Origin of the sequence: Flavobacterium sp. RHBU_24 (assembly GCF_046613695.1) — a bacterium.
Taxonomy (GTDB): Bacteria; Bacteroidota; Bacteroidia; order Flavobacteriales; family Flavobacteriaceae; genus Flavobacterium.
Genome location: NZ_JBKJHD010000001.1, coordinates 270675 through 286647, shown reverse-complemented (window position 1 = coordinate 286647; position 15973 = coordinate 270675). Strand labels below are relative to the sequence as shown.

The following is a 15973-nucleotide window of genomic DNA, read 5'->3' as shown; positions in this document are numbered from 1 at the left end:
AAAATTAACAAAAATATCCTTTCATAGAGTTAATTATTTAGGTTTTAAAAAATTATTAGAAAATATTTTCTTAATTAAGATTATTTTCTTACTATTGCAGTATCAAATAAAAGAGATTACTTTTACTCAAAATACACAAAGCACCATGAGTGGAGATAAAGAAGCAAAATTAAAAGCACTGCAGCTTACGCTGGATAAGCTGGATAAAGCATACGGTAAAGGTACCGTAATGAAAATGGGCGACCGTGCCGTAGAGGAGGTTGAGGCCATACCATCAGGTTCGCTGGGGGTAGACCTTGCCCTTGGGGTAAACGGGTACCCGCGCGGCAGGATAATTGAGATATATGGCCCGGAATCGTCGGGTAAAACCACACTTACATTACACGCCATTGCCGAAGCCCAAAAAGCCGGTGGCATTGCCGCCTTTATTGATGCGGAACATGCTTTTGACCGTAATTATGCCGAAAAACTGGGTGTAGATGTAGAAAACCTTATCATATCGCAGCCTGATAACGGCGAACAGGCACTTGAAATTGCTGAAAACCTTATTCGCTCCGGCGCTATAGATATTGTGGTAATCGACTCGGTTGCGGCGCTTACGCCAAAAAGCGAAATCGAGGGCGAAATGGGCGACTCTAAAATGGGCCTCCATGCCCGCCTTATGAGCCAGGCGCTGCGTAAACTGACAGGTACTATTAGTAAAACCAACTGTACCGTGTTCTTTATCAACCAACTTCGTGAGAAAATTGGGGTGATGTTTGGCAACCCGGAAACTACTACGGGTGGTAACGCACTTAAGTTTTATGCTTCGGTAAGGCTAGACATCCGCAAATCATCACAAATAAAAGACGGCGATAACGTAATTGGCAACCGCACCAAGGTAAAAGTGGTAAAGAATAAAGTGGCGCCACCATTTAAAACGGCTGAGTTCGACATTATGTATGGCGAAGGCGTGAGCAAAACAGGCGAGATATTAGACCTTGCGGTAGAGTTTGAGATCATCAAAAAATCAGGCTCGTGGTTCAGCTACGGCGATACCAAACTGGGCCAGGGCCGCGACGCGGTTAAGGCATTAATTAAAGATAACCCTGAACTGGCCGACGAACTTGAAATTAAAATAAAAGAAGCTATAAAAGAGGCTTCGGCATAATATAGGGCTTGAATAAGCCTTAAAATATTGTACAATACAAACTATTTAATACAGGGCTGCCATTTGGCGGCCTTTATTTTTTGCCTGCCTTAGGTAAGCTTATGCCTGGCTAAATAATTACAAAAATCAGGCATTGCAATTTTGTTGTATATTTATAACACATTTTACGCAACCTTTTTAAAGGTTTTGCATCTATTAAGTTGAGGAGAAATTGTATTTATTTTTGAACTGTTTTTATGAAAAAGGTTTTGGTCTTATTTTTGGCGGTGCTTGGTTTTGCAGGGGTACTGTCTTCCTGCTCGCTTGACGACCCTAATGTTAATTTTGACGCGGGCTTTTTGCCTGTTGTAGAAGTCGATGTGCCGGAGTACATGCAGGCGGGTACCACTTATCCTTTTAAGCTGTACTATAAACGCCCTACTAACTGCTACTATTATAATGGCTTTTATACAGAACAGGATGGCAATGATTTTAAGGTAGCTGTATCAAGTATCGTGCTCTATGAAAATTGCATGCCTATACAGGAGGTTGAGCCGGAGGTGGCAACATTTGAATTTCAATGCCCGCAATCGTCGTTCCAGGATTATACGTTTCATTTTTACACAGGGCAGGATGCCGACGGAGTAGACCAGTACATGGATGTAACTATACCTGTAGAGCCGTAAATTATTAAAATGGATATCTTTGGGGTTAGATCTTATCATAAAAGAATGTCAGGCCGGTAACATAAAGGCTCAGGAGCAGCTTTACCGGCTATTAGCCCCCAAGCTGTTTGCGGCCTGCCTTAAGTACAGCCGCAACCGCGAAGATGCCGAAGATAACCTGCAGGACGGTTTCCTGCTTTTGTTTGATAAAATAAGCCAGTACCGCTTCCAGGGGTCTTTTGAAGGATGGGCCAAGCGGCTTATGGTAAACAATGTATTGCAAAAGTATCGCACGGTGGGTATATTTGACCTTGTAAGCGAAAACATGCCCGATACCGCCGACGTTGAAGTAGAAACGGATGATGTGTCTATCGATTTTTTGATGAAGATAATACAGGAATTGCCAGACCGCTACCGCATGGTGTTTAACCTGTATGTAACTGATGGTTATTCGCACAAAGAAATAGCTGAGATGCTTGGTATAACTGATGGCACCTCAAAATCTAACCTTGCACGCGCGAGGATGATATTGAAAGAAAAGATTGAAGCCCTACAGGGTAAACAATTACCGAATGCAAAATGAGCGAGAAAAAGAATATTGACAGGCTTTTCCAGGAGAAGTTTAAAGACTTTGAGGCCGATCCGCCGGAGTATGTTTGGAATAACATACACGACGCGCTCCAGGAAAAGAAAAAACGACGTATACTACCGCTATGGTGGCGGTATGGCGGTGTGGCTGCCGTACTGGTGCTGGGTGCACTTTTTAGCCTGCCTTATATAGGCGGCCCCGGAAACGATACAAATCCGGTAGTAACGGCCCCGAAACACAATCCGACGCCGGGGAGTACCATAACCGCACCGGGCATTATCCAGGATGATGCACACAATAGTGATGGCAGCGATGCCGTTCAGTACACTACTGATGCTGTAGCCGGCGCAGATGGTATTAACCCTGACCGCAGTAATGCAGCGAATGATAAAGCTACAGCCAACGGGCACAAAGCGCATGAAAAAATAAACCATCCAAACCGAACAATTAAAAACGGCGCAGACAACAATGCCATTGCCGGCACAGCGCATGATGCTATCGTTACTAAACAGCGCAGGAGGGGTACTAAACGTGTGGGCAGTATAATTGCTACAGATAACCAAAATGCCGTTGCGGCAGCAAATGGCGGTAAAAATAACACGTACCGTACTATTACCAATGATGGTAATAATGCGGATGCAGCAGGTAAAAGCGGCAATCTAAACAATCCGGGGCAGCAGGGCAACGAGATTGACGGGCAGGTTACCGATAGCCAGGCTGCTGTAGCTGATGGCACAACAGGCCGCGACAATCAAAACAATAATGAAGGTGGGGTAATTGATAATTTGGCTGTTATTGATACTATAGCAAATCAGGCCATTGCCGAAGCGATTATTGATACCACCAAAATAAAGCCTGAAAACGAACTCGAAAAGCTGTTAAAAGAGCAGCAGGAAAATAAAAAAGACGAGCAGATAGCCGATAATAGTAATAAATGGAGCATCAGGCCACAACTGGCGCCGGTGTTTTATAACTCGCTGTCACAAGGCTCGCCCATTGATGCGCAGTTTGCCTCAAATACAAAAAGTTATGAAACCGACCTTAGCTTGGGCCTTGGTGTTAACTACGCGCTTAATAAAAGGCTGCACATAAGGGGTGGTATAAATACCGTTAACCTTAACTATGCTACCCAGGGAGTAGAGTTTTATGCCTCTCTTGAAGGCGGTACAAATAATGTTTCGGCAACTGCAAAAAGTGCTAACATTGTAGTGCAGGACCAGGGTAGCGCGCCCAGTGTAAACCCGGTTAACGTGTTTAGCTCACAGCTTAGCAGCAACAATGCCTTTGCAGGCTCTATGGTGCAGCAAACCGGATATGTAGAAGTACCGTTAGAAATGTCTTACGCGCTGGTAGACAATAAGTTTGGTATAAATGTTATAGGTGGTGTGAGTACGCTCTTCCTTAACCAGAATAATGTTAGCGTAATAAGTACACAGGGGCTGAGCACCCGCGTAGGCGAGGCGCAGAACCTTAACAATATACATTTTAGTACTAACGTCGGCGTGGGTTTTAGGTATAGGTTTTTCAAGGCTTTTGAAGCAAGCTTTGAGCCTACGTTTAAATACCAGGTCAATACCTTTAGCAGGGATGCGGGCAATTTTAAACCCTATTTTGTGGGCTTGTATTCCGGCATTAGTTTTAGTTTTTAGGCTCATTGGTTAGCCTAAGTAGTTAAGTTTAAAAGCGCTCCGTGGTAGGGGCGCTTTTATTTTTCCCGCAACGCCGTAACCTCTATTTCTATCTTCATACGCGTGTCGGCAAGGCCGGCGGATATCATGGTGGCAGCGGGTCGGATGTCGCCCAAGTACTTTCGTAATACCGGCCAGCAGGAAGCGAAATCATTAGCATCGGGCAAAATGTAGTTGACCCTAACCACATCGGCAAGCGACGCATCGACCTTTGCCAAAGCACTGATGATATTCTTAAAGGCTTGTTCTGCCTGCTCGGTTACATCTTCAGCGATTGTCATGGTTTCATAATCAAAACCGGTGGTGCCGCTTACAAATATCCAGTCGCCCTGCACCACGGCACGGGAATAAGCCATTTCTTTTTCAAAATCTGAACCGGACGAGATGAGTTTTCTGGGCATGGTGATTATGCGGTTTTAATAATAGTAATGATAATACGTACAAGGTGGGCAAGACCATGCACGATACCGACGTTGTGGTTGCTAACCTATGGGATTTTCTTAACCGTACAGGTTTTAAAATTTACCCCTTCCCAAACTCCACTAACTGCCCATAAATAACCTCCCGCGTTTTTTCCTTCAGCTCCTTTTTATCGTCCTGGGTTAAGCCGGCAGTAGGGATAAACCGATGAACTTTAGCACGCATACGGCCCGGGCTCCCGCTAAAAAAACGGAACGAAAAACGCTCTTTGTTATCAGCAAACGTCATGGGCACAATCGGTATCTGGTGGTCTATCGCCAGGCGAAAAGCGCCATCTTTAAACTCATCCAGCAAAACACTTTCGTCATCGGGCACACCGCCTTCGGGGAATATACATACACTCAGGCCCCGGCTCAACCGTGCCTGCGCTTGCTGAAACACCTCGAAGCGGCTCTTGCTGCTATTGCGGTCTACCAGTATGCAGCTGCGTTTATAAAAGAACCCGAAAATGGGAATCTTAGCCAGTTCCTTTTTGCCTACAAATACAAACGGGTTAGGGCAAATGGCCAGCATAAGCATCACATCGGTCATGCTGGTGTGGTTAGCCACGAGCATGTAGCTTTTACCGGCTTCAAAGTTGTCATCACGGTTTATAACGGTCCGGAAACCCATACCAAAGAGTATGAACTTTGCCCACCAGCGCGCCATGATAAAGAACAGCGGATAGGTTTTATCCCACGATACCGCGAGGATAAGAAACGGCGACAGTATAATGATGGGCACTGCCATAAGTATGTAAAACCAGATGCGGTACAGGGTCCAGAGAATGTATTTAAGGGCTTTCATATAATTCCAAATGTAGTAATTCGGCTGTAATTATATACCTTTGTACAAAATCTATTTTAAGCAATGGCAAAAATATTAACCGGCATACAAAGTACCGGCACACCCCACCTGGGCAACCTTTTAGGCGCAATACTTCCGGCCATAGCGATGGCATCGAAACCGGAAAACGAATCGTATCTTTTTATTGCCGACCTGCACTCTGCCACGCAGATTAAGGACGGAAAGACCCTTCGTGAAAACACCTACAGCGTTGCAGCTACCTGGCTTGCGTGCGGGCTTGATATTAATAAGGTTATATTTTACCGCCAGAGCGATGTACCTCAAACCGCCGAACTGAGCTGGTACCTGAGCTGCTTTTTTCCGTTCCAGAGGCTTACCCTGGCGCATTCGTTTAAAGATAAGGCCGACAGGCTTGACGACGTTAACGCCGGGCTTTTTACCTACCCCATGCTTATGGCGGCAGACATATTGTTGTATGACGCCGAGTTTGTGCCTGTGGGGAAAGACCAGATGCAGCACATAGAGATAACCCGCGACGTGGCGAGCCGCTTTAACCACCAGATGGGCGAAACCTTTGTTTTGCCTGAAGGAATTGCCAGCGAGGAAACCAAAATTGTACCCGGTACTGATGGCGAAAAGATGAGCAAGAGCCGCAACAACTTTATCAATATTTTCCTGGATGACAAAGCCCTTAAAAAACAGGTAATGGGAATACAGACCGACAGCACCCCGCTGGAAGACCCTAAAAACCCCGATACCGATAATGTGTTTGCCCTGTACAAACTATTGGCAACCCCGGAACAAACCGAGGCCATGCGTGCTAACTACCTGGGCGGCAACTACGGTTACGGCCATGCTAAAACGGCGCTATACGAACTGATTCTTGAAAAATTTAAAACCGAGCGCGAAAAGTATGCCTACTATATGGCTAACCTGCCCGAAGTTGACGCCCTGCTTAAAATAGGCGCTGTTAAGGCCGCCGCGCAGGCTAATAGTGTGCTTGCCCGCGTGCGTGAGAAGATGGGGTATGAAGCCCCCTAACCCCCAAAGGGGGAAGGCAGTGGTCAGTCATCAGTGGCAGTAGGGAGAGGCCTCACCCCCGGCCCCTCTCCGAAGGAGAGGAGTGAAGCTTCACTCAAACTAAAATAGTGTGTCACAATTTGCAGGTAAGAAATCACAAAGCTGTATGTCAATTCCATACAGCTTTGTGCGCTTTTGCAATCTAATAAATTGCACACAGCTTTGTGCTCCCCGTGAAAAACCTTAGTGAACTTTGTGGTAAAAAATCAACACTAAAATCACTTCCCAAACAACAGTACATCACTAACAACTACTTCGGTAATGTAGCGTTTTTCGCCATTCTTGTCGTCGTAGCTGCGGTGCATCAGGCGGCCTTCTACAGCCAGCTCCTTGCCTTTGGTTACATATTTTTCAATTATTTCTGCGGCCTTGCCCCAGGCGGTAACGTTGTGCCATTGGGTGTCGGTTACCTTCTCTCCTTTATCGTTATAAAAATTCTCGTTGGTAGCAATCACCAGGCGGACAAACTTTTTACCCCCGGCAAAAATTTTAATTTCGGGGTTGTTACCTGCGTTGCCTATTAGCTGTACTTTGTTTTTTAATGCGTTCATGGCGTGTAAAAATTTAATTGTCACTGTTATACGAATTTGTTTTCTGTGTATCTTTCAACCACAATGCAAAGTTGTGCAAACCGCCAAATTTTATTCGGTAGTTAACTGTTTATTATCGGTTGTAGCCATTTGTAAACGTTTGTATAAGCACTAAACCCCATCAAACATGAGTTTCTTCAAAAAAATATCCAAATTATTTTCTCCAGGAAAAAGCAATACACCCAATGCCGGCCCCCTTAAAGAACTTGAGCAAATGGCAGCGCCCTTATTACGGGAAGCTACAAAGATGAACCTAAAGAAGACAGCACCACCGGCTGATTCTACCCTGGTATCTCACTTTGGAGGACAGCCGTATTTTGAAGATGGTATGGCCTGGCCGGTTACTAAAAGTGGCCGCCCCATTGAGTTTATCTTCCAGGTTTTTAATAGCGGACATGCCGGGCTGCCGCCGTCGATAAAACTGGTGCAGTTTTTTTATGATATGGAAGAATTTCCGTGGGATACAGAACAGGATGGGTGGTTTGTAAAAATTTACAGAGAACTGGATGCCTCAAAACAGGTAAAAATTGCGCAGCCGTATGATGGAAGCCCTGTAAAATATTGCGACATAAATTTCGTTCCTGTTGTATCGCTACCCGACTGGGAAGGCATTAACGTGTATGGTGAGGAAATTGCCGACTTTTGCGTGAAACTAAATGATGATGATCCCTGGGAACCTTATGACGCCGTTGCAGAAAAACTGGCTGGCACTACCGATTACCAAAGCCAGCTGGGCGGTTACCCAAATTGGGTGCAGGGCGAAGCAACCCCGAAAAACAGCAGGGATGCGTACATAAAACTGCTGTTCCAGATAGATTCTGAAGATGAGGCCGGGCTGATGTGGGGGGATGTAGGCTGCGTTTATGTTTTTTATGATACTGATGACGATACACTTTGGCTTGAACTTCAGTGCCATTAACATGAAATAATTAACCAAACATACTTTAATGAAAAAACACATCATCTTACTCCTGCTTTTTACCGCAAGTGCTTTAGGGCAAACCCCTAAAACAGGTGAGCTTACTGCCGAAGGCAACGCCAGCATGAAGGTAATGCCCGACGTGGTAACCCTTACCGTGAGTGTAAGCAAGCAAAACGAATCGGAAAAGACCGCACTTAAAGAACTGAATGAGGAAGTAACAAAACTTGAAGGCTTTTTTACCAAGGTGGGTATCCCCACTAAGAGTATTAAAATTGCTTCTTATGACATTGACGATGATTACCGCGACGATAAAGACAAAAAACTATACCAGGCACACAACAGCCTGACAATAGAATTTAAACTGGATACCCGGGTGCTTGATGCTTTTTACGGCGAATTGCAGGCGGGCAACTACAAAGATGTCTCGGTTGATTATGAAACCAGCCTGTCTGGAGAGTTACAGAAAAAAGTACAGGCAGAACTGATGGACAAAGCAATAGCCGATGCAAAGCAGAAAGCTGATGCGATAGCTAAGTCTTTAGGCGTTAAAATTACAGGAATAAGCCATGTGTCTAAATATGGCAGGAACGGAGTAGTGATGGTAGATGAAGTAAAATATATGCGATTAGAAGCGGCTTCAATGAAGATGGATGCCCCACGCCCACCTACTGTATTTGCTAAGTATGAAATGCAGGAAAAGGAAGAAGAAGAGCAAATTACCATCATTTACGAAATAAGCAAATAACTGGATTATGCAAAAATCGACCACCGCCCAGATACGCGAGCGTTTTGACAATGATGTAGAACGCTTTTCTAACCTCGATACCGGGCAAATATCTACCATTGATGCAAAGATTTCGCTGGAGCTGATTACGGAGTCGGCCAAACGTTTAGTGCCCAATGCCACGCACCTGCTCGATATAGGCTGCGGGGCTGGCAACTATACATTAATGATGCTGGGCAAGCTGCCTAATCTTAACTGCACGCTGGTCGACCTGAGCCAGCCGATGCTTACCAGGGCCTTAGAGCGGGTAAGCCCCGAAACCATGGGCAGCGTAACCACCGTTTGTGCCGACATTCGCGAGGCGGAACTTGCAGATGGCAGTTTTGATATTATCCTGGCCGGAGCCGTACTACACCACCTGCGCGACGATGCCGACTGGGAAACTACCTTTACCAAACTCTACAGCCTGCTAAAGCCCGGCGGCTGCCTGATGATTTCTGACCTTATCATCCAGGAAACCGATGCCATTACCGCCTACACCTGGGAGCGCTACGGCGATTACCTTGAAAGCGTAAACGGCAAAGACTACCGCCAGAACGTATTAGACTACATAGCCCTGGAAGATTCTCCCCGCAGCATGACCTACCAGCTCGACCTTATGAAACGCGTGGGCTTCAGCAGGACAGAGATACTGCATAAGAATATGTGCTTTGGGGCTTTTGGAGGGGTGAGGTGATTAGTAGGTTAAAACATGTACCCTGTTATAAGGAAATAAAAAACCCGGAAAATTTTCCGGGTTTACTTAATAACAGTCTGGTTCCATTATTTAATTTCAATCAGGCCAAGCTGGTCGTCTGCATTAAGCAATATTTTTCCGGGAGCGGTTTGCCTGCTGCCCAGTATGCGGGGTTTTATTTTACTGTCGCGGTAATCATACAGTATTTCTTTATTTACGGTTCCGTCGCCACCCACTGTTAAAAGGAATAATGAGTTTTTAGAGTCCGACGAAAACATGGTCTTGGTACTCCTTTTAGTCGACTTATCATCCTGCGCACTTAGGTTTTTTGTAAGGTCTTCATACACTACATAAGTTTTATCATCTTTAAATGTAGAAATGATAGAAGGGTTGCCCGCGTTCTTTTGATATTTTGGTATACGGGTAATAGAAAGCACATTAGCCTTGTTGTCGGTTTGCACACAGGCAATATCACAATAGTAGTAAATATAACTTTCGCGGTACACCCCGTTAGAGTAACTTGTAACTACTATAAGTTTATACTGTTCTGCCACTACAGAATACCCTCCGTCTTTCTTTTCATAGATAGCACGAATTTTGTAGGGTACATAATCTTCATTTTTTTTAATCTCATCGGGGTAAAGCCCGTCTACTTTAAGCATTTTAGATTCAGAAAGCGTTAATTTATTGCAGTCGAAAGTTGCAAAGAACATTTCATCAGAAATAAGCCTTTTTTTACCCCCTTTAAGGTTTGTTAAAAACCCGGTACAAAAAAACGTATTGTTTTTTCCCGGAATCATGTCTACATAAGAAATGTTATTGTCCTTATAATCAAAATCAAATTCTTTTACCGTTTTGTCTTTTCCAAACACTATAAGCTTGTAGTAATAATCGCTTAGGTTTTTGCCTTTCTCGTCTTTCTCTTTTATAATGCGGGCCATTACATATACATTGCCCAGGTTGTCTACCGTTACATCATCTGTAGAGTAGTTCTTAGTCTTTATAGGCAGCGATGCCGCGCCTTCGTTTATAACATCGGTAAATGTGGCGTTATAAACCTTATATATTAAAATAGTAGGTTCTTTCTTTTTACCCGCTTTTTCATGGTACACCATAACTTTAGTAGAATCAGGCGAGATAGCGCGCGTGCCAAATTTTAACACCCTGTCGTCATCGCCGCGTTCGTCAGCCACAATCATCTTATCCGTTGTGGTAAGGTTAAAATCGGTAAACCCGGTAAGCAGGTATTCTTTGTCTTCTTTTCGCCTCTCGTCTGTTATAAAGTGTATGATGCTTTTATCAACAAAATAAGCACCGGTATAGCCATACTTTTTGTTGTCTACATTAAAAGCAATGCTTTTTTCTGATACTAACTGCATGTTAGCATCATACTTACGGCCTACAAGGTCGTCGTTGCGGTTTACGTGTGTGGTAAAGTAATACCCGTCTTTCCCCCCTAAAATAGAAATATAGCCTTTAGTGGGGATTTTTTCAGCCCATTTTAATGTTATTTCCTGTGCATTTGCAGATGAAATAGCAATTAACAGAAAAAATAAAAATTTTCTCATTTTTTTTTGATTGGTTTATTAATTATTACTGCAAACATATATATTTGCCAAAATAAAACCAATTATTATAATGAAAAAAATTATCCTCCTGGCCCTCTTTACAACTACATTTTTACATGCCCAAACCGAAGACAAAACTTCAAGCAGGATAAAGGTGTATACACCTACCGGTCTGCAACATGAAACAGCCGCTTCCGAGACATATAAATGGGCGGTAAAAACCGACCTTTTCAGTTTTATTGGTGGTGAGTTCCCTATTATCGGAGAATACAGGATAGCAAAAAAATTCAGTGTTGAGGCTTCTGCCGGGGTTACCTTTGCGTTTTTACCAAATGAAGATATTTTTGGTATGGATGATGATGGCAGCTTCGACTCTAAAGCGGCGATGGGCTCAGCGTTCAGGGGTGGCTTTAAGTTTTATCCGTCATCAGATTATGACGCTATAGAAGGATGGGCTTTTGGGGTACAATTATTTTCTAAAACTACTAACCGCGAATATGAACAAAATGACTATGACGACTTTAGCTCAGCCCTGGAAGGAGAAAAGGATACAAAAGTAAAAACAGGTTTTGCCCTTACCATTTCTAAGCAGGTATTTTGGGATTCAAATATTTCTGTCGAATATTTATTGGGTATAGGTTTTGCTTCTGTAAAACATGATTATGTTAACCAGGGTGAATATATATATGATGAAAATACAGGTATAGGCTTTTACGAAATTGAAAAAGAATCTAAAAAAGAAACCGTACCAAACCTGCAGTTAGGACTTCGTTTAGGTTTTGGTAATTAAAATATTAAAACAACGGTTTACAAAGCAGCGCAATATATACCGCGCTGCTTTTTTTGTTTGCGGTAAACCCGTGCCGGCAAATATGACGATGGATTACAAAGATTATAAATAACCGCATAAAGCGACTACTTCAGCAGGAATATAAAGAGCAGGAAGCTTTAACCTTACCTTAACCATATACAAGCGTTTACAAACGGAATGGTTTTTGTATATTTAGCCATAAGAATATAAGTGTAAGCCCCCAACGTTTTACTTCGTCAGTTCGGTCTTCGCCCTCGGGTGTGTACCTCCGCCGCAGGCAGCTACCTTGTGTTCTTAGTGTAAAAACCTTGTGCCCTTTGTGGTAAAAATCAAAACCACATTTCCCCGTGGCAAACTAAAAAAAGAGAAAAATGCAGGCAGAAATAAACAAAGTAGAATTACGCAACCTCCGTATAGAAGATTATAAAGAGCTGCGCCTTACCATGCAGCACGCCTATAAAGAGGTAGAAATGGATATGGAAGAGCCTTACTGGGGTGAGAAGGATATTAAGCGCCTGCTCAAAATTTTCCCTGAAGGGCAGCTTGTGGTACTGGTAGACGGCAAGGTGGTGGGCAGCGCCCTTTCGCTAATTGTAGACTACAAAAAGGCTACGGCAAACCATACCTATGAAAAAATTACCGGAAATTATACCTTTAACACCCACGATTATGAGGGCGAGGTACTGTATGGCATCGACGTGTTTATAGACCCTGCCTACCGTGGCTTGCGCCTGGGCCGCCGCCTGTATGATGCCCGTAAGGAGCTGTGCGAACAGCTTAACCTTAAGAGTATCATCTTCGCCGGCAGGATGCCAAATTACAATGAACATTCTGAAGACACCACCCCCAAGGAATATATCGAAAAGGTACGACTTAAAGAAATCCACGACCCTGTGATGGCGTTTCAGCTCAGTAACGATTTTCACGTTATCAAGGTAATGCGCAATTACCTTGAGGGCGATAAAGACAGCCAGGACTATGCCGTGCTCATGGAGTGGAACAATATTTATTATGACAAGAGCCCGGTGCTTATTAACGCGCGAAAGAGCGTAATCCGCCTGGGGTTAGTGCAATGGCAAATGCGCCCGCTGGCCAATGTGGAAGCACTTTTTGAGCAGGCCGAATTTTTTATCGATGCGGTTTCGGGCTATGGCAGTGATTTTGCCCTGTTCCCGGAGTTGTTTGTCGCACCCCTTATGGCCGACTTTAACCACCTGAGCGAGGCCGATGCCATTCGCGAAATTGCCCGCTATACCGACCCTATACGCAAGCGTTTCCAGGAAATGGCCATATCCTACAACATCAACATTATTACCGGCAGTATGCCTATGGTAGAAGAAGGTAACCTGTATAATGTGGGCTTCCTATGTAAGCGCGATGGTACATTTGAAACCTATACCAAGATACACATTACGCCAAATGAGGTAAGCTACTGGGGCATGGTGGGTGGAAGTGAAATAAAGACGTTTGATACCGATTGCGGTAAAATAGGCATCATGATATGCTACGATGTGGAGTTCCCCGAACTGGCACGCCTTATGGCCGATGAGGGGATGAACATATTGTTTGTGCCCTTCCTTACCGATACGCAAAACGGCTACACCCGCGTAAAGCACTGCGCACAGGCGCGCGCCATAGAAAACGAGTGCTATGTAGCCATAGCCGGCTGTGTGGGCAACCTCCCCGGGGTAAATAACATGGACATACAATATGCGCAAACGGCTGTATTTACCCCATCTGACTTCAGCTTCCCGAGTAACGGCATTAAGGCTGAGGCTACGCCCAATACCGAAATGACCATTATTGTAGACGTAGACCTAGACCTGCTTAAGGAGCTGCACGAGTTTGGCAGCGTGCGCATCCTTAAAGACCGCAGGCAGGACCTGTACCGCATTAAAAAACAGCCGGTGAGCAAAACGGGCCCTGTAAGTGAAAGCATTGCCGAAATAAATATGGAAAATGTTGAGGTGGTAACGGTAAAATCTACGCCGCCAAAAACCAAGCGTACTACCGCCACACCCAGGACTACAACGCCCAAGGCTACCGCGCCAAGGGCTACAGGGCCAAGGGCGGCCGCACCCAAAGCCACCACTGCAAAACCCGCCACCACCCGTACACCCCGTGTGGCGGCACCTAAACCCGCCGGCCCCGGAACCGAGATAAAAACAAACACTAGGCAGGTAAAGGGATGATGGAAAGCGCAACACACAGGCTGTGCCCGGAGTGCGGCGATAAAATTACTGGCCGCGAAGACAAAAAGTTTTGCAGCGATGCCTGCCGCAATGCCTATAACAATAAGATAAATAAAGACAGCAACAACTATATGCGTAATGTAAACAACAAGCTGCGCCGCAATTACCGCATTTTATCTGAACTGAACATAGAGGGCAAAACCAAAACGACAAAAACAAAGCTTGACGGTAGGGGATTTGATTTTTTGTTCTTTACCAATGTGTTGCACACCAAGAATGGTAATACCTATTACTTTGTATATGAACAGGGCTACATGCCGCTGGAAAATGATTTTTATATCCTCGTAAAGAAAGACGTATAATGCAAATATCCCTATTAGGCTGCGGATGGCTGGGCCTGCCCCTTGCCGAAACGTTTTTAAATGACGGCCACACTGTTAAGGGCTCGGTTACTTCACCGGAAAAGGTTGCCGTATTGCAAAGCAAAGGCATACAGCCTTATATCATCGACCTGAATGCAATTTCAGGTGATGTAATGGACGATTTCTTAAAGTGTGCTGAAGTATTTATTATTGCCATTCCGCCAAAGGCAAGACAGAACAACGGCCTGCCCTATCCTGAAAAACTACAGGGATTACTTCCGTTTATTAAAAAAGCCGGGATTAAAAAAGTACTGTTTACCAGCTCAACTTCGGTATATGCCGACGCACCGGATATCCCTGTAGTTACAGAAAACACACTGCCAAACCCCGATACCGAAAGTGGTAAACAGGTACTGGCCGCTGAGCAGGTATTGCAATCGTGTGCTGATTTTAACACTACCGTTTTACGCCTGGGCGGGCTTATCGGGGGCGACAGGCACCCGGTGTACCACCTTGCCGGCAGGGCCGCGTTGCCTAACCCGGACGCTCCTGTAAACCTGGCCGATAGGGACATGATTATAGAAGTTGTGCTCAAGATTGTAAAGCGCGCTATTTTCGGGGAAGTATTTGTTGTTGTGAACCCTGGGCATCCTGCACGCAAAGCATATTATACCTCCGAAGCAGAAAAACGCGGGCTGCCCCTGCCGGAATTTTCAGATGATGGAAACTGTGTGGGTAAACTGGTTGACGGTACAGCTGCCCTAAAACTTTTAAATCTGTAATAGCTTATTTATATAAACCCCTTAGTGCGTGCCTCCTTTATCAGGTCTTCATCACCGCCTTCTATCTCCAGCAGGCGTTTTATCCTGTACTTCCGCTTTTCTATGGCGCTGTCGCTTAATGGGATATAGGTGCTAAGGTTTTTATTCTTAATACCTTTAGCTAAGAGCAGTATAATACGCACATCAATATCCTCCAGCACTATGCCGCGCTCCTTACGTTTCAGGTAGTTAGAAATTGTTTTGCTGTAAAAAATATTTCCGCCCAGCACTTCCTTAAACGCGTGTACCAGCTCATCGGTAGTACAGTCGCTTTTATTTATAAAACCTTCGGGGTTAACTTTATCCAGTACCGCGCTTATAATATTTATTTCCTTATTCATGGTCATAAGTATTATTTTACAATGCGGCATAGTGTTCCGGATAAGCATAGCGAGGTCTGCCCCGGAGTAGAGCTTTTCTTCGTCAAAATGTGGTATGCTGTAATCCAGCAGGGCTAAATCAAAAGGGGTATCGCGGTTGGCTGATATTACCTTGTAGCCCGTTTTGCAATCATTTGCTTTCTTAAACTCAAGAACGCCGTGGTCATGGTCAAGGTTCTGTAACAAATAATAGTAACCTTCAAGTACCACAGCGTGATCGTCTATAGCAAGCACGTGTAAATTTCGATTCAAAGTGGGGGCAATTATTATTGGCTTAACAAAATTATAGCTTAAATAAACAACTAAAGTACGGATTTTCCGCAATTAACATTTAAATTTTAATTTTTTTTACCTAAAATGTTATAAATCTCTTTAAAATTATTGTATATAGGTATTATCCAGCGGATAAAGATACGGTTTTTAATACCCCGGATTATAGGTAACGGTGCC

16 protein-coding genes and 1 pseudogene are annotated in these 15973 nt (G+C 44.4%); 12 read left to right on the top strand and 5 right to left on the bottom strand.

Annotated features, from left to right (window positions below; genetic code table 11):
- Positions 1-145 precede the first annotated feature (145 nt).
- From recA to ACLI09_RS01330, 4 genes are all read left to right on the top strand, one after another.
- The gene (recA, locus tag ACLI09_RS01345) at positions 146-1150 is read left to right on the top strand and encodes a recombinase RecA (protein WP_411417779.1); all 1005 of its coding nucleotides are present in this window, start codon (positions 146-148) and stop codon (positions 1148-1150) included.
- Between the two features lie 236 nt (positions 1151-1386).
- A complete protein-coding gene (locus ACLI09_RS01340) occupies positions 1387-1815 on the top strand; it encodes a hypothetical protein (protein ID WP_411417778.1) in 429 nt (142 codons plus the stop codon).
- A 19-nt stretch (positions 1816-1834) separates the two neighbouring features.
- Positions 1835-2377, top strand: coding sequence for an RNA polymerase sigma factor (locus ACLI09_RS01335; RefSeq protein ID WP_411417777.1), 543 nt, complete (start codon positions 1835-1837; stop codon positions 2375-2377).
- Positions 2374-4032: a hypothetical protein gene (locus ACLI09_RS01330; protein WP_411417776.1), complete on the top strand. Its 1659-nt coding sequence runs from the start codon at positions 2374-2376 to the stop codon at positions 4030-4032. Before ACLI09_RS01335 ends, ACLI09_RS01330 begins: the two co-directional genes overlap by 4 nt.
- A 56-nt stretch (positions 4033-4088) precedes the next feature.
- On the opposite strand, the gene ACLI09_RS01325 is transcribed toward ACLI09_RS01330, so the two are convergent.
- Both ACLI09_RS01325 and ACLI09_RS01320 read right to left on the bottom strand, forming a co-directional pair.
- Positions 4089-4472, bottom strand: a complete 384-nt coding sequence (locus tag ACLI09_RS01325) for a RidA family protein (RefSeq protein WP_411417775.1) — start codon at positions 4470-4472, stop codon at positions 4089-4091.
- A gap of 121 nt (positions 4473-4593) precedes the next feature.
- Complete coding sequence (locus tag ACLI09_RS01320) at positions 4594-5337, bottom strand: lysophospholipid acyltransferase family protein (protein ID WP_411417774.1); 744 nt, start codon at positions 5335-5337, stop codon at positions 4594-4596.
- A gap of 63 nt (positions 5338-5400) precedes the next feature.
- Between ACLI09_RS01320 and trpS the strand changes: the two genes are divergently transcribed.
- Positions 5401-6378: a tryptophan--tRNA ligase gene (trpS, locus tag ACLI09_RS01315; RefSeq protein WP_411417773.1), complete on the top strand. Its 978-nt coding sequence runs from the start codon at positions 5401-5403 to the stop codon at positions 6376-6378.
- A gap of 257 nt (positions 6379-6635) precedes the next feature.
- Here the strand turns inward: trpS and ACLI09_RS01310 are convergent, their stop codons facing one another.
- Positions 6636-6968 carry a single-stranded DNA-binding protein gene (locus ACLI09_RS01310; protein ID WP_411417772.1) on the bottom strand — a complete coding sequence of 111 codons (333 nt, stop codon included), beginning with the start codon at positions 6966-6968 and terminating at the stop codon, positions 6636-6638.
- Between the two features lie 166 nt (positions 6969-7134).
- Here ACLI09_RS01310 and ACLI09_RS01305 point away from each other — a divergent pair, with 166 nt between their 5' ends.
- The 3 genes from ACLI09_RS01305 to ACLI09_RS01295 are packed head-to-tail and all read left to right on the top strand — an operon-like array spanning position 7135 to position 9389.
- Positions 7135-7926: a DUF1963 domain-containing protein gene (locus tag ACLI09_RS01305; protein WP_411417771.1), complete on the top strand. Its 792-nt coding sequence runs from the start codon at positions 7135-7137 to the stop codon at positions 7924-7926.
- A 28-nt stretch (positions 7927-7954) separates the two neighbouring features.
- Positions 7955-8674 (top strand): SIMPL domain-containing protein, encoded by a 720-nt coding sequence (locus ACLI09_RS01300; RefSeq protein WP_411417770.1) that lies wholly within the window; start codon positions 7955-7957, stop codon positions 8672-8674.
- Between the two features lie 7 nt (positions 8675-8681).
- A complete protein-coding gene (locus tag ACLI09_RS01295) occupies positions 8682-9389 on the top strand; it encodes a class I SAM-dependent methyltransferase (RefSeq protein ID WP_411417769.1) in 708 nt (235 codons plus the stop codon).
- 86 nt (positions 9390-9475) lie between these two features.
- Here the strand turns inward: ACLI09_RS01295 and ACLI09_RS01290 are convergent, their stop codons facing one another.
- Positions 9476-10957 (bottom strand): hypothetical protein, encoded by a 1482-nt coding sequence (locus ACLI09_RS01290; RefSeq protein WP_411417768.1) that lies wholly within the window; start codon positions 10955-10957, stop codon positions 9476-9478.
- Positions 10958-11027: 70 nt separating this feature from the next.
- Here ACLI09_RS01290 and ACLI09_RS01285 point away from each other — a divergent pair, with 70 nt between their 5' ends.
- The 4 genes and pseudogenes from ACLI09_RS01285 (at position 11028) to ACLI09_RS01270 (ending at position 15104) form a co-directional block, all read left to right on the top strand.
- Positions 11028-11747, top strand: coding sequence for a hypothetical protein (locus tag ACLI09_RS01285; RefSeq protein ID WP_411417767.1), 720 nt, complete (start codon positions 11028-11030; stop codon positions 11745-11747).
- Positions 11748-12139: 392 nt separating this feature from the next.
- Positions 12140-13669 (top strand): annotated as a pseudogene (locus ACLI09_RS01280) (GNAT family N-acetyltransferase); the annotation flags it as partial.
- A 287-nt stretch (positions 13670-13956) separates the two neighbouring features.
- Positions 13957-14322, top strand: a complete 366-nt coding sequence (locus ACLI09_RS01275; protein WP_411417766.1) for a DUF2116 family Zn-ribbon domain-containing protein — start codon at positions 13957-13959, stop codon at positions 14320-14322.
- A complete protein-coding gene (locus tag ACLI09_RS01270; RefSeq protein WP_411417765.1) occupies positions 14322-15104 on the top strand; it encodes an NAD(P)H-binding protein in 783 nt (260 codons plus the stop codon). The genes ACLI09_RS01275 and ACLI09_RS01270 overlap by 1 nt, the downstream gene beginning before the upstream one ends.
- 8 nt (positions 15105-15112) lie before the next feature.
- Here the strand turns inward: ACLI09_RS01270 and ACLI09_RS01265 are convergent, their stop codons facing one another.
- Positions 15113-15775: a response regulator gene (locus ACLI09_RS01265; RefSeq protein WP_411417764.1), complete on the bottom strand. Its 663-nt coding sequence runs from the start codon at positions 15773-15775 to the stop codon at positions 15113-15115.
- Positions 15776-15973: the final 198 nt, after the last annotated feature.